The sequence below is a fragment of the Bhargavaea cecembensis genome (assembly GCF_000826125.2).
Taxonomy (GTDB): Bacteria; Bacillota; Bacilli; order Bacillales_A; family Planococcaceae; genus Bhargavaea; species Bhargavaea cecembensis_B.
Genome location: NZ_LN651373.1, coordinates 1,802,290 through 1,819,971 on the forward strand (window position 1 = coordinate 1,802,290; position 17,682 = coordinate 1,819,971).

Genomic DNA, 17,682 nt, shown 5'->3' on the forward strand with positions numbered 1-17,682 from the left:
ACTTCCTTTCTTCTAAATAGCAGCGGCCCTCAGCCTTTCAGGTGGCCGAGGAACCGTTCGAGTGTCCATGTATTGACGATGTTGTCTTTGTTCAGCCAGGCGCGCCGGGCGTACCGGACGCCGGTGTCCATGTAGCCGAGCTGTCCGGTGCTGTGCGCATCGGTGTTGATCGCAATCGGCACGCCTTTTTCCTGTGCCAGAACGAGCCATTCCTCCGCCAGGTCGAGCCGGTACGGATTGGCATTGAGCTCAAGGATCTTTCCGTATTCCGCCGCCCAATCGATGAGCCGGGCCACATCCGGCGAGTAGCCGTCGCGTCGGCCGATGAGACGGCCCGTCGGATGGGCGATCATGTCGACATTCGGATTGGAGATCGCGGCATGGAGGCGTTCCATGATCTTTTCCTGGGACTGGTTGAAGTTCGAGTGGATGGAAGCGATGACGAAGTCCAGTTCCGACAGCAGCTCATCGGCGAAATCAAGCGTCGCGTCGGGGAGGATGTCCATCTCGGTCCCGCAAAGAACCGTGATGCCTTCCAGTTCTGCGTCCACTTCCCGCACTTCCGCGATCTGCATGCGGAGGCGATCCGGCGTGAGCCCGTTTGCGACTTTCAGGTAATGGGAATGGTCGGTGATGACCATATGGCTGTATCCGCGGTCCCTGCAGGCCTCCGCCATCTCGCGGATCGACTCGGCGCCGTCCGACCAGACCGTGTGCATATGAAGATCGGTCCGGATGTCCTCGAGCCGGACGAGCCCGTCCAGCTCATCGCCGCGCTTGAGTTCGGTCCCGTCTTTCCTCACTTCCGGCGGGAAGAACGGCAGGCCGAAATGGCCGAAGAACTCTTTTTCGGATGAAAATGTCAGCACCGAACCGTCTTCCTGCTCGACGCCGTATTCGCTGATCTTTTCACCGCGTTCCTTGGCAATCTGCCGCATCCGGACGTTATGATCCTTGGATCCGGTGAAATGGTGGATGGCGCTGGCGAACTGTTCTTCGGTCACGAAGCGGAAGTCCACGTCGACCGGATCGTCCGCCTCTACGGTGACCGAAAGCTTGGCGTCGCCGGAAGCAATCGTCTCCATGACCGGAAGGGTGTTCATCAGTCCCTCCCGCACCCGCTCCGGCTGTCCGGTCACGACGATGAAATCGAGGTCGCTGCTCATCTCTGCCATCCTCCTGTAGCTGCCCGTCGCGAGGAACCGGTCAACTTCAGGGATGGCGAGCAGGCTGTTTTCAATGGAATGGACAACCGGCTCGAGCGCCCAGTGTGGAAGCTTGTCCGGCCGCTGACCGAACGTCTCCAGCTCCGCCAGAAGATTCTTTTCGGTCTTTTTTCCGAAGCCTGGAAGCTTGCTCACGTCCCCCGCTTCGCAGGCCGCTTTCAGCGATTCGGCGGAATCAATGCCGAGTTCCTGATGGAGCTTGGCGATCTTCTTTCCCCCGAGTCCCGGAATCTTGAGCAGCGGAATCAGTCCGTCCGGCACTTCCTCCTGCAGCTCGACGAGCAGGTCCGACTCCCCTTTTTCGAGCAGGTCGGTGATAACCGCCCCCGTCCCTTTGCCGATCCCCTTCAGGGACAGGATATCATCCATTTCCGTCAGGCTCCGCGGGTCCTGCTCGAGCACGGCCGCCGCTTTTCGGAACGCCCCGACCTTGAACGGGTTTTCACCGAGCAGTTCCATATGGAGTGCGATCTCTTCAAGCGTCTGGATGATGATCTTCTTGTTCATATGAAAAACCTCCCCTTTCGGCTAAAAAGCTCCCCTCTCGGGAGGGAAGCTCATTTCACGTAAATGTACCACCAGTTCTTGGCCGCCTCGGAGATGAGCGGCGTATGCTTCAGGATGGCCCCCGCCAGGATCGACGAATCGATCCGGTCCTGGATAAAGCCGATCGGCAGCATGGCAAAAACATACAAAAGGAAAAAGAGGACAAGATAAAATTCCAAAAAGCCGAGCGCCGCTCCGGTGAACGCGTTGATCGACCCGAGCACGGGCAAGTATTTCAGGAAATCCAGCATGGAAGAAAGCAGCTGGAGGACGAGCTTGACGGCGATGAAAATAAAGACAAACGCCAGCAGACGGTAGAACGTCTGGTCAAAATCGATGCTCCCGAATGCGATCTTGAGCGAATTTCCGGCCTCCACCGCCGGATACGGCACCCAGAGGACGAACTTTTCGGCGAGCGGCTTGTAATAAACCCAGGCCACGATAAGTGCGACGATGAAACTTACCATATGTATAAGCTGGACGATCAGGCCCCGCTTGAAGCCGGCGATCAGCCCTCCGAGCAGGACAAAAACTATCATTAAATCGAGCATGCACGTCAACCCTTCAGCGTTTTCAGTTCGTTTTCCAGCTCTTCGATGCGCTCTTTCAGCTTGACGGCATCGTTCACTGTGTTCACTGCCGTCAGGACGGCGATTTTCGTCGTATCGAGCGACCGGTTTTTCGAGGAGATTTCGCGCATCATGTCATCCACGAGCGAAGCGACGAGGCGCATATGGCTGCTGCTCTCCGTTCCGACCATCTGATATGTCTGGCCATAGATCTCCACGGCCACACGGATTTTTTTCGGTTCAGTCACTCCCGCCACCTCCTTGAAAAATCCTATACACCATAATACCATGAAAGCAGATTCAATGTGTAGGACGGAAAACGCCGGCCATCCTTTTTGGGAGCCGGCCGGATCTGCACAGGATGGAAGGATGAGAATATGTCGAATACGGTCATCACGATGGACCCCGTGCAGATGAAGAAACTGATGGATCACTATGCCGCGTCGAAGGTCGAGCGCTCCGCTCCCGGCGTGGTCTTCGCCGCAAAGGCGGGCGGCGCCTCGATCACGGCGTACCGCTCCGGCAAAGTCATGTTCCAGGGGGCGGGAGGGCCCGCTGAAGCGGCCAAATGGAGCGCAGGCACCTCTGCGGGACAGGCGCCGCCCGCAAAGAAATCGGCGGCCAAGGGAGACCGGCTTCCGGACGGGTTCTCCCGGATGTCCGTCCTCGGTTCGGACGAAACCGGAACGGGCGATTTCTTCGGCCCCGTGACGGTCGCCGCCTGCTACGTGCCCGCCGAAAAAATTGCGCTTGCCGAGGAACTCGGCGTGAAAGACTCGAAGATGCTGACCGATCCGCTCATGAGGCGGATCGGACCGGAGATCAAGGCGGCGTTCACGAACAGCGTGCTCGTCCTGCCGAATGAGAAATACAACACCGTCCAGGCGAAGGGCTGGTCGCAGGGCAAAATCAAAGCCCTCCTCCACAACCAGGCGATCCGTCATGTGCTTCGGAAACTCGGCGACGACCGGCCGGATTTCATCCTGATCGACCAGTTCGCCGAGCGGAATGTCTATTACCGGCACATCGCCCAGGAAGGGGAAATCATCCGGGAAAACGTGCTGTTTTCCACGAAGGCGGAAAATCTGCATGTCTCGGTAGCCTGTGCGTCCATCCTCGCCCGGGTCGCTTTTCTTGAAAAAATGGACCGGCTGAGTGAGAAAGCCGGCATCACCCTACCGAAAGGGGCCGGCAAGCCGGTCGATGAAGCGGCGGCGAAGATCATCCTCGGCAAGGGCGACGGCTTCCTGTCGTCGATCACGAAGCGCCACTTCGCCAATACCGGCAAAGCCGCCCTGCTCGCTGCGAAAAAACGCGGCAGGGGATGAATTTGACGCGAATAGATAGAAAGCGGACATGAATAGATAGAATGCCTGGACGAATAGATAGAAAGCTGACTCGGATAGATAGAATGCTGACACGAATAGATAGAAAGCTGACTGAATGCCGACACGAATAGATAGAACAACTCAAAAACCCTTCCCCGTTCTGCATCTCGGGGAAGGGTTGTTACTCGTTCAGCTGCGGACGCGTGCGCCTTCGGCTTCCAGCGCACCGATGACGCGGTTGTGCGCTTCGGACACTTCTTCATCGGTAAGCGTGCGTTCCGGATCCTGGTAGGTGAGCGAGAAGGCGATGGACTTCATGCCTTCCGCCATCTTCTCCCCTTCGTACACGTCGAACACATGGACGTCCTTGAGCAGGCTTCCGGCATTCGAGCGGATCGCTTTTTCAAGCGTCGCGGATTCCGTCGTCTTCGGCACGACGAGTGCGATATCCCGGCTGATCGACGGGAACTTCGGAACCGGCGAGTAGACTAGCGGCTCATCGTCTTTCTTGAGGATGGCCTCCAGATTCAGTTCCATGACAAATGTGTCTTTCAGGTCACGTGCCTTCTGCTCGGACGGGTGCAGCTGGCCGACGACGCCGACCCGCTCGCCGCTGAGAAGGACATCCGCCGTCCGGCCCGGATGAAGGCCGGCCATCTCCCCTTTCCGGAACGAAAGCCCTCCGGAAAGTCCGAGGATGTCAAAGAGACCTTCCGCGATTCCTTTGATCGTATAGAAATCCGCCTTCCGGGCCGAGCCCTGCCATTCGCTGCCGTTCCATTCCCCGGTGATGACCGCGGCGGCATGTTCAACTTCCGTCGGCAGGCCGTCCGCTCCTTCGCCGAGGAACACGGCGCCGGTTTCATACAGGGCGATCGAGCCGTTCTGGCGCGCCACATTGTAAGTGACCGCCTCAAGCAGATGCGGCAGGAGGCTCTGGCGGAGCGTGCTCCGCTCCTCGCTCATCGGCATGAGCAGCTCTGTGACCGGCGCCGTTTCAAGCGCGAACTTCTGCGCTTCTTTCGCGGAAGTGAGCGAGTAGGTGATCGCCTGATAGAGGCCTGCCCCTTCCATGAAACGGCGGACGACCCGGCGCTTCGACTGGTACGGGCTCAGCCCGCCCGGAACCGATTCGGCCACGGGCAGTGTCTTCGGAATTTCATCGTATCCGTAGAGCCTGGCGATTTCTTCGACGATGTCTTCTGGGATGGCGATGTCGCCGCGCCGGGTCGGAGCATCGATGACGAACAGGCCGTTCACCGCTTCGTACGGGAATTTCAGCCGGTCCATGATCCGCTCCATTTCTTCAAACGGGATTTTCATTCCGAGATGTTCGTTGATGAAATCCGGCGACACCGTGACGCGGAGCGGTTCTTTATCGAGTTCGTCAAAGAGGACCGTCCCGGACAGCACTTCGCCGCCCGCCAGGCTTTCCATGAGTGCGGCTGCGCGTTCTCCGGCTTCGATCACCCGGTTCGGATCCACGCCTTTTTCAAAGCGGGTGCTGGCGTCGCTGCGGAGTCCGAGGTCCTTGGACGCGCGACGGACGGAGGCCGGGTCGAACCAGGCAGCCTCGATCACGACAGTCGTCGTTCCTTCATGGACTTCAGAATTCGCCCCGCCCATCACGCCGGCGATGGCGACCGGCTCGCGGCCGTTCGTGATGAGGAGATGATGAGGTTGGAGCGTTCGCTCGGTGCCGTCGAGCGTTTCGATCGTCTCTCCCTCGGATGCATGCCGGACGACGATCTCCCCCGTGCCGAGGCGGTCATAGTCGAACGCATGGAGCGGCTGGCCGTATTCGAGCAGGACGAAGTTGGTGATGTCGACGATGTTGTTGATCGGGCGGACGCCGGAAGCCATGAGGCGGGCCTTCAGCCATTCGGGCGAGCTGCCGACCTTCACATTGCGGACGACTTTCGCCGCGTACAGCGGGTTCGCCTCCGGTGCATCGACGCGCAGTTTCAGCTTTCCGGAAGCCGGATCCTCCGCTTCTCCGTGGGACGTATCGGGAAGCGTCACTTCCTTCGACAGGATCGCCCCGGCCTCATAGGCGACGCCGAGCATGCTGAGCGCATCCGCCCTGTTCGGCGTGAGGTCCAGTTCAAGGACCGTGTCATCGAGCCCGAGCAGCGGGAGCGCGTCCTCGCCGGCAGGGGAATCGTCCGGAAGCACGTAAATCCCTTCGGAAACGGCTTTCGGGACGACCTTGCCATCAAAACCGAGTTCCTGCAGCGAACAGATCATGCCGTTCGATTCCTCGCCGCGCAACTTCGCTTTCTTGATCTTGATGCCGCCCGGGAGCCGCGCGCCGGGACGGGCCACGACGACGTGCTGGCCGGCTGCCACGTTCGGCGCCCCGCAGATGATCTGGACGGGCTCTTCTTCGCCGACATCCACTTGGCAAATGTTCAGCTTGTCCGCCTGCGGATGCTTGCTGCATTCGACCACGTAGCCGACGACGATGTTTTTCAGTCCTTCAGACCGGTCGTCCACGCTGTCGACTTCGATCCCGGAACGGGTGATTTTTTCCGCCAGCTCGGCGGGGGCCACTCCGTTAATGTCTACATATTCGTTCAGCCAGTTCAATGATACATTCATGTCAACAATCCCTCCTCAGCTTTCCGCCCTGTGGAACTGGGCGATGAACCGGATATCGTCCGTATAGAAGTGCCGGATGTCGTCAATGCCGTACTTCAGCATCGCGATCCGCTCCGGCCCCATGCCGAATGCGAAGCCGGACACCGTTTCCGGATCGTAGCCGCCCATCCGGAGAACGTTCGGGTGGACCATCCCCGCGCCGAGGATCTCGATCCAGCCGGTCCCCTTGCAGACGTTGCACCCCGACCCGCCGCATTTAAAGCAGGAGATGTCCATTTCAACGGATGGTTCCGTGAACGGGAAGTAGCTCGGGCGCAGCCGGATCTCCCGGTCTTCGCCGAACATCTTTTTCGCAAACAGGTCGAGCGTCCCCTTCAGGTCGCTCATCCGGATGCCTTCCCCGACGACGAGCCCCTCGATCTGGGTGAACTGATGGGAGTGGGTCGCATCGTCGTTATCGCGGCGATAAACCTTGCCCGGGCAGATGATGCGGAACGGGCGCCCTTCTTTCGCTTCCATCGTGCGGGCCTGGACCGGCGATGTATGGGTCCGCAGGAGGATATCTTCCGTGATGTAGAATGAGTCCTGCATATCCCGCGCCGGGTGCCCTTTCGGCAGGTTCAGCGCCTCAAAGTTATAATAATCCTTCTCGACTTCCGGTCCTTCCGCCACTTCGTAGCCCATCGAGATGAAGAAATCCTCGATCTCCTCGACGATCCGGGTGAGCGGATGGTGGTTGCCCGTCTTGGCCGGGGTCCCGGGAAGCGTGACGTCGATCGTCTCCGCTTCGAGTTTGCGGGCGNACCACGTAGCCGACGACGATGTTTTTCAGTCCTTCAGACCGGTCGTCCACGCTGTCGACTTCGATCCCGGAACGGGTGATTTTTTCCGCCAGCTCGGCGGGGGCCACTCCGTTAATGTCTACATATTCGTTCAGCCAGTTCAATGATACATTCATGTCAACAATCCCTCCTCAGCTTTCCGCCCTGTGGAACTGGGCGATGAACCGGATATCGTCCGTATAGAAGTGCCGGATGTCGTCAATGCCGTACTTCAGCATCGCGATCCGCTCCGGCCCCATGCCGAATGCGAAGCCGGACACCGTTTCCGGATCGTAGCCGCCCATCCGGAGAACGTTCGGGTGGACCATCCCCGCGCCGAGGATCTCGATCCAGCCGGTCCCCTTGCAGACGTTGCACCCCGACCCGCCGCATTTAAAGCAGGAGATGTCCATTTCAACGGATGGTTCCGTGAACGGGAAGTAGCTCGGGCGCAGCCGGATCTCCCGGTCTTCGCCGAACATCTTTTTCGCAAACAGGTCGAGCGTCCCCTTCAGGTCGCTCATCCGGATGCCTTCCCCGACGACGAGCCCCTCGATCTGGGTGAACTGATGGGAGTGGGTCGCATCGTCGTTATCGCGGCGATAAACCTTGCCCGGGCAGATGATGCGGAACGGGCGCCCTTCTTTCGCTTCCATCGTGCGGGCCTGGACCGGCGATGTATGGGTCCGCAGGAGGATATCTTCCGTGATGTAGAATGAGTCCTGCATATCCCGCGCCGGGTGCCCTTTCGGCAGGTTCAGCGCCTCAAAGTTATAATAATCCTTCTCGACTTCCGGTCCTTCCGCCACTTCGTAGCCCATCGAGATGAAGAAATCCTCGATCTCCTCGACGATCCGGGTGAGCGGATGGTGGTTGCCCGTCTTGGCCGGGGTCCCGGGAAGCGTGACGTCGATCGTCTCCGCTTCGAGTTTGCGGGCGACGGCCTCTTCTTCCAGGATGGCCATCCGGTGTTCCAGGGCTTCGGTCACTTCCCCGCGCACTTCATTGACGAGCGCCCCCATTTTCGGACGTTCTTCGGCGGGCAGTTTGCCCATCCCTTTCATGAGGTCGGTGATCGGCCCTTTTTTTCCGAGGTATTTCACACGGATGTCATTCAGGGACTTGACGTCGCCCGCCGACCGGATGCCGGCGAGCGCTTCTTCTTTCAGCTGATTGAGTTGCTGTTCCATGCTGATCTGCTCCTTTCGCATAAAAAATAAAAACCCCGCCCCTGGAAAAGGGACGAGGTTGAATTCGCGGTACCACCCTGATTACCGCACACGGGTGCGGTCGCTCGGACAGGATAACGGCTGTTCGCCGGCCCGCCTTTACAGCGACTGCTGGTCCCGGCGGCAACTGACGGGGTGAACTTCGACGGCATCCGAACGCCCGCGCTTCCAGTCCCCGGCGCCGGCTCCCTGTGATCAGATGGTTCGTCTACTCTTCCCGCTCATCGTTTTTCGATTATTCATTCCCCAGTATATCGGAAGCGGACGCCGCGGGCAAGCCGTTTTAAGCTCTTAGGGCATACAGGAGGATGCCGGCGGCCACGGCGACGTTCAGCGATTCGGCCCTGCCGCGGATCGGGATCATGAGCCTGCGGTCGCACGCTTCCAGAAGTTCGGGGTCCACTCCGCTCCCCTCGTTTCCGACGATGAGGGCGAACGCGTCTCCCTTCCCCGGCTCATCGAACGGGACGGCCCCTTCAAGCGCAGTCCCGTATACGGGGATTCCCGCTTCTTTCAGACGCACGGCTTCTTCCCTCAGATCTCCGCGGACGACCGGGATGTGGAAATGGGACCCTTGTGCAGACCGGACCGTCTTCGGCGCAAACGGATCGGCGCAGCCTTTTCCGAGGATCACCGCGTCGATGCCCGCCGCGTCCGCCGTCCGGATCATCGTTCCGATGTTGCCCGGGTCCTGGACGGCGTCGACCAGGAGAAGCGAACGCCAGCCAGCAGCCTGCTCCGCTCCGTAAGCCGGAATTTTGCACTGTGCATAAATTCCCTGCGGATGCTCCGTATCCGTGATTTCCCGCTCGACCGCCGGCGTGATCTCGATCAGCTCGACTCCGCCGGTCTCCCAGTGCGCAGGCAGTTCGATCCCTTCCCTGAAAATGAGGGCGAACACCGAGCCGCCCTGGTTCAGCGCCTCCTCGGCAAGATGTTCGCCTTCGACGAGGAACTCGCCGGTCTTGTCCCGCTCTTTCCTCGTGTTGACGAGCTTTTTCCAATGTTTGACGAGGGAGTTTTGTGGTGATTCAATCCGTTTCATCTGTCCGCCACCTTCTGCACGATTATAGGCCAAGTTTACCAAACACCATGTATACCCGGCGAGCGAAACGGACAGGATGCGCGCAGGAGGGTGATCAAATATGAATTTCCAGATCCGCGACGCCATTTCTGCGAACATGTCCGGCAACACGGCGCAGGACATCCGCGGCGTCATCGATGACGCCATTACCCGGGGCGAGGAGCATCTCCTCCCGGGCCTCGGCGTGTTTTTCGAAAAGTACTGGCAGCAGGCGGACCCGGCCGAGAAGGAAAAAATCACTTCCGGCCTGGAATCCGTGTTCGGAAACAAAGTCCAATGAACGGTCAAAGGGCCCTCCGGTCATTCCGGCGGGCCCTTCTGCTTTTACATAATGGAAGCGAGCACGGCTTTCTGTGCGTGGAGCCGGTTCTCCGCCTGGCGGAAAACATGGGAGTTCGGACCATCGATGACGGAAGCCGCCACCTCTTCGCCGCGGTGGGCGGGCAGGCAGTGGAGGAACATGAAGTCCGGCTTCGCTCGCGCAATCATTTCATCGTCGACCATGAATCCCTTGAACGCTTCAACGCGTGCCGCCGTCTCTTCCTCCTGGCCCATGCTCGTCCAGACATCGGTATAGACGGCGTCCGCCTTGTCCACGGCCGCGTCGGGTTCAGACGTCCAGGAGACATGGCCGCCGGTTTTGCCCGCAATCGCAGTTGCCGTCTCCATCACATCCGGCGACGGCTCATAGCCCTCCGGCGTCGCGACGGCGATTTCCATGCCGGCATGGGCGGCGGCGAGGATGAGGGAATGGGCGACGTTGTTGCCGTCCCCGACGTAGGCGATTTTCCGGCCTTCCAGCCCGCCCTTCACTTCGCGGATCGTCAGCAGGTCCGCAAGCGCCTGGCACGGGTGATAAATATCTGTCAGCCCGTTGATGACCGGAATGGCCGCTTCGTCAGCCAGTTCCTGCACCATCGTGTGCCTGTTGGCGCGGATCATGATGGCGTCCAAGTAACCGGACAGAACGTGTGCGGTATCACGGACGGACTCGCCGCGGCCGATCTGCAGGTCCCGTGAATTCATGAACATCGCATGTCCCCCGAGATGGATCATTCCCGATTCAAACGAAATCCGGGTGCGCGTCGAATGTTTTTCGAAAATCATGCCGAGGATCTTCCCCGACAGCAGCTTCGGATAGCGGCCTTCCTTCGCCAGCTTCTTCAGGATAAAGCCGAGTTCGATGAGTCCCGTCACTTCCTCCGTCTCCAGCTTATCAAGCGAGAGAAGGTCTTCCCCCTTCAGGCTTTCCACCAGCGTCATTTCCTGCATCCCCGTCATGAACATATAACCGCCCCTTCCTTCATTCATCTTATTGCATGATTATACATATGTATTTATATTAAATCAAGCGGATGTTTATAATTGGGAAGAGATTTCTTTTCAGGAGTTGCGATTAGGCAGGAGACGGTGAGGCTGGTGCGTCGTTCGCCGGATAGATTATGTATAGATACACAACGTTTCAGCCTATATGAGTTGAGATAAATAATCTTCATCCAGTCGATTTCCGTTGCAGGCGGACGCTTTCCGTGGGCACAGCTTTAGCCGGCGCCAATACGAAGGTTGGCGTCTGCGCTCAAAAGCGAAGCGTTGGGCGGCATCGCGGGGTCTTCAGCTCGTGCTGTTTCCACTGGAGTCGCCGCCTTCCACTCCAATCGGCTAGAATAATGAATGCACAGAATTTAATTCAACTTATATAGATACGCAACGTTCAGTCAAATCTTCATGCAGAGAACCGGACACCCTTACGGTTTGACCCCGCAAAAATAAAAAAGCCCTCAAGGACGTCGGGCCTTGAGAGCTTGGACTTACATTTTCAAGAAAATGTGATGCGTTCGACGGTTTCCTGATCGAGCTTTTTGATCACTTCGATGAGGAGCTTGACGGCATGTTCATAATCTTTTTTATGCAGCATCGCCGCATGGCTATGAATGTAGCGGCTCGGGATGCAGATTGCCAGGGATGGAACGCCTTCGTTCGCCAGGTGGATTGAGCCGGCGTCGGTGCCGCCGCCCGGGATGAACTCAAACTGGTAAGGGATCCCATGCTCTTCGGCAGTGTCGACAACGAGATCGCGCAGCCCTTTGTGGGAAACCATCGAGGCGTCATACAAGACGATCTGCGGGCCTTCGCCCATTTTGCCTTCCGCTTCCTTCGAAGAGACGCCCGGTGTGTCGCCGGCAATGCCAACGTCGACGGCAAAACCGATGTCCGGCTTCACTTTCCGGGCGGCCGTGCCGGATCCGCGGAGGCCGATCTCTTCCTGGACCGCCCCGACGCCGAATACGCTGTTCGGGTGGGATTCGCCTTTCAGGCCGCGGAGCACATCGATGGCGATCGCGCAGCCGATCCGGTTGTCCCACGCTTTCGCGAGCAGATAATCGGGATTATTCATGACCGTGAATTCAAAATACGGGACTGCCATGTCTCCGGGACGGACCCCCCACTCCATCGCCTCTTCCTTAGAGGAAGCGCCGATGTCGATGAACATATCTTTGATATCGACCGGTTTTTTTCGGGCTTCCGCCGTCAGAATGTGCGGCGGCTTGGAGCCGATGACGCCGGTCAGTTCCTTGCCGTCTCTCGTGACGATCGTGACGCGCTGGGCCAGCATAACCTGCGACCACCAGCCGCCGACCGTCTGGAAGCTCAGGAATCCTTTGTCGTCGATCCGCGAGATCATGAATCCGACTTCATCCAGGTGGCCCGCCACCATGACACGCGGCCCTTCCCCGCCTTTCTTCTCTGCGATCAGGGAGCCGATGCCGTCATAGCCGATCGAGTCGGCGAACGGTTCGATATAGCGCTTCATCACTTCTCGCGGTTCACGTTCATTTCCGGGGATGCCTTTTGCATCCGTCAGGTCTTTCAGCATTTGAAGCTGTTCATCAAGCTGTGCCATTCCTTCGTCCTCCTAATCATCGTGTCAACGCCATTATAGAGGAATGGATGCCCCTTTTCAAAACATTTCGGAAACCTCGACGGAGGATGGACGTGCCAGTTTGCCCGTCCTCTCCTGAAGTTCCTCAATAAACTTGCCCGGCTCATCCGCGCGGATATGGACCTGGTCATATTTCCGCCGGATTCCCATGACCAGGACGGCCTCAGCCGGCCGGTTCAGCCTCAGGATCACATGCGGGGGCGCCGGACCAAAATCAGCGGGAATGAATTCGATGGCATTCTTCGGTGCCTTCATTTCCGGGTCGCCTTCCACTTGCAAGATCTCAGCGATGTCGGAAAAACGGACTTCCATCCGCTTCATCAACCCGAGCGAAAGATAAATCCGGTCTTCCGCGAACTTTGCAGGAGTCAGGCGGACGGCTTGAATGTCCCCGATAAAGAGAATGACCGCGTACACGTTCAGCAAGAGCAGGATGATCGACAGGATCGGCGCCCGGTCGTGGAGCCACCAATGGATGCCGATCGATTCGATGACGATGGCATGGATCAGCATGAGCTGGAGGGCGAGATAGCCAGATTTCTGATGGAGTGTGAACAGACCGTCGCCGGCATGTGGGCTCTTCCGCCAGGAGGCGAAGGCAAAATAGAACATGAGCATTTCTGAGCAGAGGACTTGGATGATAGGGCGCTTTTGGACATGGAGATCGACGGAGTCGGGGAATGAAAACAACAGAGGCGCATTGCTGGAACGCGCCGTCTGGATGATGGTCGGCAAGTAGACAAACAAGGCGGCAAGGACGAGGATTTCCAGGAACAGCAGTGCCCCTTCGGCGGCAAAACCGATCCATGTGATTGCCGCAAAACTGCCGAGCCATTCGGCGGGAATGAGAAAGCGGACGGTGATCAGTCCAAGTGCCGCTCCGGAGAACATGCCCTTCAATGTGATCTTCCCGCGCCAGGCCATCCATAACAACGGAGAGACAACAGCCAGGTCAACCATCGATCCGAGCACCACTCCCTCAATCGCACCTTCTAACAGCGACAGACCGAATTCCGTTCGATAAAGGATGAAGTTGGAACTCAGCACAGCCATGAGCAAAATGAGCCAAACCGAATTGGAACGTCTTTTCACTGCATTCATTTCCGGCCCCCCTTAAATCAGTCTCACAGACTCGCCCTCATTATAGCGGATCCACTCCTTCCCCGGCATCCGGTCCGGCGACGATTCCGTGACGGGTTTCGTTTCTCGTGGTACATTTGTGGTATAACATCCAGTGATATCTGGCTTGATGAAATGGAGCGTCTTTATGCGGTTTTTAGTCTATCTGATCGTCTTTTTCTCGTTTTTTGATTTGTTCAGCCAGCTTCCGATCATGAGTCCGCATGCCCTCGCGCTCGGCGCCACGCCGTTCATCACGGGGCTCGTCGTCGGAATCTACTCGCTCGCAAACACGATCGGCAACGTCATTTCCGGCTTCTCGACCGACCGGAAAGGGCCGTTCCTCGTATTGGTCACCGGGCTGTTCCTGTCGGCCGGAGCTCTATTCCTCTATAGCTTTGCAGAGAGTCCGGGAGTGCTCCTGGCCGTCAGGTTCGTGCACGGGTTCATGGAAGGGCTGATTGTGCCGGCGGCGTTCACGTTCATCGCGAACCGGACGGAACAGTCGAACCGGGGACGCAAAGTGGCGCTCTCGGGCGCTTTCGTCGGGCTTGCCGCCATCCTGGGGCCGGCCATCAGCGGCATTTTGGCGGCACGGACCGGTGCCGCTTTCATCATGACCATGAACGGGACGATCATGCTGGCTCTGGCCATCATGGCGCTGCTCCTCCTCGGAACAGATGCCGGACGGACAAAAGCGGCGGCCAAAAAAGGAGGTCATGCCCACTTCCCGGTGAGGGCACTGTTCAAGAACCCGGGAGTGATGCGGGCGTTCGCCGGCGCTTTCTTCCTCATGTTCTCCCAGGGTGTCCTGGCACTCGTCCTTCCGCTGAAAGTGGAGGCACTCGGCTATGACACGAAAACGAGCGGAATGCTGCTCAGCATATTCGGCCTCGTCGCGATCTTGATTTTCCTGTTGCCGACCAACCGTCTCTTTGACAAGCTGCGCCCGATGGTGACACTGGCATTCGGCATCTCGGTGATGGGGCTCAGCATGCTGTTTCTGTCGGGGGCCGATGAAATGGGTTCCCTCTATCTGAGCATGGTTTTCTACGGCACCGGATTCGCTTTCCTGTTCCCGTCGATCAATTCGCTTCTGATCGATTCGACCGAGCCGGACCACCGGGGCAAGGCGTACGGTTACTTTTATGCGTTCTTCTCGATGGGTGTCGTCGCGGGATCCGGGCTGATCGGCCTGCTCGATCTTGGCTTCCGCGGAGCCTTCATCCTGACCGGCATCCTGCTGCTGGCCATCGCGCTTTATGTATTGACCGGCCTGTTCGGAGCCCGCAGGAGAAAACAGACCATATAACTCTATGTACAAAAAACCAGCCATCCGGGGCAATCAGTTCTGCCTTTCGGATGGCTGGTTTTTTCAATTAGTTCAGGATCTTCACTTTCACTGTACGGGATCCCCACTGAAGCGCACGGCCCTTGTTCGGAATGAAGACGTCGATCCGGTTGCCCTTGATGGCGCCGCCCGTGTCCCCTGCAATCGCTTCGCCGTATCCTTCCACCCAGACCTTCGTTCCGAGCGGGATCACGCGAGGGTCGACCGCGATCACTTTGGCGTTCGGATTCGCCTTGAGGTTGATGCCGGTCGCCGTGATGCCGGAGCAGCCTGCGCAGTAGGCGGTGTAAGCTGTCGAGCGGACAGTCAGTTCACGTGTTGCGGACTGTGCCGGAGCGCTCGTCTGGACCGTCGTGCTCTCCGACTTGACTGCCGTGCCGGAAACCTTCAGGCGGTCTCCAGGATGGATCAGCGAGCTGCCGAGACCGTTCAGGGACATGAGCGTCTTGACGCTCATTCCGTGGTTCGTTGCAATTCTGTAAAGGGTGTCGCCGCTTTTTACTGTATATGTGGCACCCGCTGCCGGCTTGGCCGCCGGTTTTGCAGCCTGGACCGGCTTGCTTGCCGGTTTCTGGACTGCGGCCGACGCCTGGTCAGCGGATGTTGTCAGAATGTCTCCGGGGTGGATCAGGTCAGATGAAAGAGAGTTCCACTGCTTCAATTGTCCGACCGAGACCGAGTTCGCCTGGGAAATGGACCAGAGCGTGTCCCCCTTGGCTACCGTGTATTCTGCTGCCGATGCTGTTCCTGCGCCGGCACCGAGTGTAAGGGCGGCCGTCAGTGCGATCAAACTTTTTTTCATGGATTGGATATCCCCTTTCTTCAACGACACCAACTCTACCACGGGAATGTTTCATTCTCATGACAAAGCGATGAAGAAAAGAAGACAATCCTATTACACTCAAAAACGACCTGTAATATTCTGGGCCGGAAGCTCGACCCTTACTGTCGTCCCGCGGCCTTCCACACTCTCAAACCGGATGGTGCCGCCGTGATGCTCGATGATCTTATAGCTGGTCATAAGGCCGAGGCCGGTTCCCTTTTCTTTGTTTGAGTAAAACGGTTCGCCCAGCCGGTGGAGCCGGTCTTCCGGAATGCCGATTCCGTCGTCTTCAACCAGAATCTCCACTTTGTCGTCATGGCGCATCAGGCCGACCCGGACATCTCCGCCTTCCGGCATGGCTTCGACGGCATTTTTGATGAGATTGATCATGACTTGTTTGATCTGCTTCGCTTCACAATTAACGATCACCGGTTCCTCCGGCTCGGACAGAATGACCCGGCAGCCATGCAGATGGGCTTCCGCCTCCAGGAATCCGGTCACTTCCCGGAGGATGCCGTCCAGACTTTGGCGCTTCATCTCGGTCTCCTGATTCGGCTTGGCCAGGACGAGAAATTCATCCATGATCATTTCAATGCGCTGCAGCTCGTCCAAGATGACTTCGGTGAATGGGCTGTCCTGCTCTCCTGAAAGCTGGACAAAACCTTTGACCGTGGTGAGCGGATTGCGGACCTCGTGCGCAATCCCTGCCGCGAGTCTCCCGACCACGCCGAGCTGCTCCCATTTTCGGGACAGTTCCTGGCTGTGCTTCAGATCCGTAATATCCTGGGAAATGATAATCTTGCGGACGGTTCGGCCCGATTCATCAACAATCGGGATGAATTTGGAGCGGATCCATCTGATTTGGTCACCGGAAGCGGAAATTTTGTATTCCACTTCTCCCTCCTTCAATTTCTCACCTTTTAAAAACGTTTCGGTCTTTTGTCTTAACTCCGGGTCCAGGAAATTGCGGGAAATCGCAGGCGGATCGGCATAAAGCTCATTCAGGGACACGCCAAAGAGCGTCTCGATCGCCGGATTCAGATACATATACTTCCTGCGCACGCAGTCATACTGACAGATGCCGAGATCCACATTGTCCATGATGTCGACGATGAGCTGGTCACGGGTTTGGATAATCCGCTCCTGAAGCTGAATCAGCGATCGGACAGCGAGGGTTGATTCCCGCGAGATAATCAGTGCGCTCAACGCGCAGATCTGTCCCTCTTCGTTAAAAATCGGGAACGCCTGGAGATGGACCGGCACGCGGCTTCCATCTTCCCGCAGCCGGACCGTATCCAGTTTGAATACTCGTTCGCCTGCCAAAAGACGGGCCCTTCCCACTTCAAATTCCCGGGAAAGTTCCGCGGGGATGAACGGAAGCCGCCTGCCCACGAGGTCTTCTTCTTCCCAGCCGAATTCCTTCATAAATGCCCTGTTCACCTTGCTCACCTTTCCGTCAACGGTCAGGAGAACGGCGGATTCGTCGATCAGATCGAAAAATGGGCTCCTCCAGGAGATCGGTGTTCCGTTGTCCGTATATCCTTTCGCTGATGTTTGGACGACCGGAAACATGGTGATCAGGAAACAATCATGTTCCACCTGCTCAATGCCGGTGACATAGAAGGGGTCTGTGCCATCGTTGCGTTCACGGAAAGTGAAGGGAATGAAGGCCTTTCCCTCAGACGCCTCTCTGATCCGCTGCTCGACCAGCGGAAGGTCGGCGCTGTGGATAATTTCCTCATAGGAATACCCATCCCCCGATGTGCTTTGGTATCCGGGTACCGCCTCGCCGTCAGGCATGATGAACCAATATTCCTTCGTCCCGATATCGATAACAAAGCACGACAGTCCTGCTTCCGGTGGAGAGAACCGTGACGCAAACCGGCCGCTCGGCTTTTTCATTTTGATCGACCCACTTCCGTAACTGGAATTACAGCAGACAGGAAGGGCTTTCTGCCCACTCCTAACACAAACATCGTCCGAAAGCACGATAGAATTTTCAGTTTAGAACAAGTATACAAGAATATCTTGACAAAAGGAACCG

The 17,682-nt window shown here is 57.7% G+C and carries 14 protein-coding genes and 1 pseudogene; 3 read left to right on the forward strand and 12 right to left on the reverse strand.

Annotated elements, in window-relative coordinates; genetic code table 11:
* Window positions 1-29: 29 nt before the first annotated feature.
* The 3 genes from polX to zapA are packed head-to-tail and all read right to left on the reverse strand — an operon-like array spanning window position 30 to window position 2,589.
* Window positions 30-1,733 carry a DNA polymerase/3'-5' exonuclease PolX gene (polX, locus tag BN1189_RS14395; protein ID WP_040229000.1) on the reverse strand — a complete coding sequence of 568 codons (1,704 nt, stop codon included), beginning with the start codon at window positions 1,731-1,733 and terminating at the stop codon, window positions 30-32.
* Window positions 1,734-1,783: 50 nt separating this feature from the next.
* Entirely contained in the window at window positions 1,784-2,323 is a 540-nt protein-coding gene (locus BN1189_RS14400; protein ID WP_040229001.1) for a CvpA family protein, read from the reverse strand.
* A 5-nt stretch (window positions 2,324-2,328) separates the two neighbouring features.
* Complete coding sequence (gene zapA, locus BN1189_RS14405) at window positions 2,329-2,589, reverse strand: cell division protein ZapA (protein WP_040229002.1); 261 nt, start codon at window positions 2,587-2,589, stop codon at window positions 2,329-2,331.
* A gap of 129 nt (window positions 2,590-2,718) precedes the next feature.
* Between zapA and rnhC the strand changes: the two genes are divergently transcribed.
* A complete protein-coding gene (rnhC, locus tag BN1189_RS14410; protein WP_040229003.1) occupies window positions 2,719-3,669 on the forward strand; it encodes a ribonuclease HIII in 951 nt (316 codons plus the stop codon).
* A gap of 189 nt (window positions 3,670-3,858) precedes the next feature.
* Here the strand turns inward: rnhC and pheT are convergent, their stop codons facing one another.
* The 4 genes and pseudogenes from pheT to BN1189_RS14435 all read right to left on the reverse strand — a co-directional run bounded on the left by pheT (window position 3,859) and on the right by BN1189_RS14435 (window position 9,365).
* The gene (gene pheT, locus BN1189_RS14415; RefSeq protein ID WP_040229004.1) at window positions 3,859-6,270 is read right to left on the reverse strand and encodes a phenylalanine--tRNA ligase subunit beta; all 2,412 of its coding nucleotides are present in this window, start codon (window positions 6,268-6,270) and stop codon (window positions 3,859-3,861) included.
* A gap of 15 nt (window positions 6,271-6,285) precedes the next feature.
* A pseudogene (gene pheS / locus BN1189_RS14420) lies at window positions 6,286-7,068 on the reverse strand (phenylalanine--tRNA ligase subunit alpha); the annotation flags it as partial.
* Between the two features lie 175 nt (window positions 7,069-7,243).
* Window positions 7,244-8,281, reverse strand: a complete 1,038-nt coding sequence (pheS, locus tag BN1189_RS14430) for a phenylalanine--tRNA ligase subunit alpha (RefSeq protein WP_040229006.1) — start codon at window positions 8,279-8,281, stop codon at window positions 7,244-7,246.
* 322 nt (window positions 8,282-8,603) lie between these two features.
* The gene (locus BN1189_RS14435) at window positions 8,604-9,365 is read right to left on the reverse strand and encodes a TrmH family RNA methyltransferase (RefSeq protein WP_040229007.1); all 762 of its coding nucleotides are present in this window, start codon (window positions 9,363-9,365) and stop codon (window positions 8,604-8,606) included.
* 100 nt (window positions 9,366-9,465) lie between these two features.
* Here BN1189_RS14435 and sspI point away from each other — a divergent pair, with 100 nt between their 5' ends.
* The gene (sspI, locus tag BN1189_RS14440; RefSeq protein ID WP_040229008.1) at window positions 9,466-9,684 is read left to right on the forward strand and encodes a small acid-soluble spore protein SspI; all 219 of its coding nucleotides are present in this window, start codon (window positions 9,466-9,468) and stop codon (window positions 9,682-9,684) included.
* Between the two features lie 44 nt (window positions 9,685-9,728).
* On the opposite strand, the gene argF is transcribed toward sspI, so the two are convergent.
* The 3 genes from argF to BN1189_RS14455 form a co-directional block, all read right to left on the reverse strand.
* On the reverse strand, window positions 9,729-10,691 hold the full coding sequence (argF, locus tag BN1189_RS14445) for an ornithine carbamoyltransferase (protein WP_257125423.1): 963 nt from the start codon (window positions 10,689-10,691) through the stop codon (window positions 9,729-9,731).
* A gap of 529 nt (window positions 10,692-11,220) precedes the next feature.
* Window positions 11,221-12,306, reverse strand: coding sequence for a M42 family metallopeptidase (locus tag BN1189_RS14450; protein ID WP_040229009.1), 1,086 nt, complete (start codon window positions 12,304-12,306; stop codon window positions 11,221-11,223).
* Between the two features lie 57 nt (window positions 12,307-12,363).
* The gene (locus BN1189_RS14455; protein WP_040229010.1) at window positions 12,364-13,446 is read right to left on the reverse strand and encodes a hypothetical protein; all 1,083 of its coding nucleotides are present in this window, start codon (window positions 13,444-13,446) and stop codon (window positions 12,364-12,366) included.
* A gap of 166 nt (window positions 13,447-13,612) precedes the next feature.
* Between BN1189_RS14455 and BN1189_RS14460 the strand changes: the two genes are divergently transcribed.
* Window positions 13,613-14,776, forward strand: a complete 1,164-nt coding sequence (locus tag BN1189_RS14460) for an MFS transporter (RefSeq protein WP_040229011.1) — start codon at window positions 13,613-13,615, stop codon at window positions 14,774-14,776.
* Window positions 14,777-14,843: 67 nt separating this feature from the next.
* On the opposite strand, the gene BN1189_RS14465 is transcribed toward BN1189_RS14460, so the two are convergent.
* On the reverse strand, window positions 14,844-15,617 hold the full coding sequence (locus BN1189_RS14465) for a 3D domain-containing protein (RefSeq protein ID WP_040229012.1): 774 nt from the start codon (window positions 15,615-15,617) through the stop codon (window positions 14,844-14,846).
* 99 nt (window positions 15,618-15,716) lie between these two features.
* Window positions 15,717-17,540, reverse strand: a complete 1,824-nt coding sequence (locus BN1189_RS14470) for an ATP-binding protein (RefSeq protein ID WP_040229013.1) — start codon at window positions 17,538-17,540, stop codon at window positions 15,717-15,719.
* Between the last annotated feature and the right edge of the window lie 142 nt (window positions 17,541-17,682).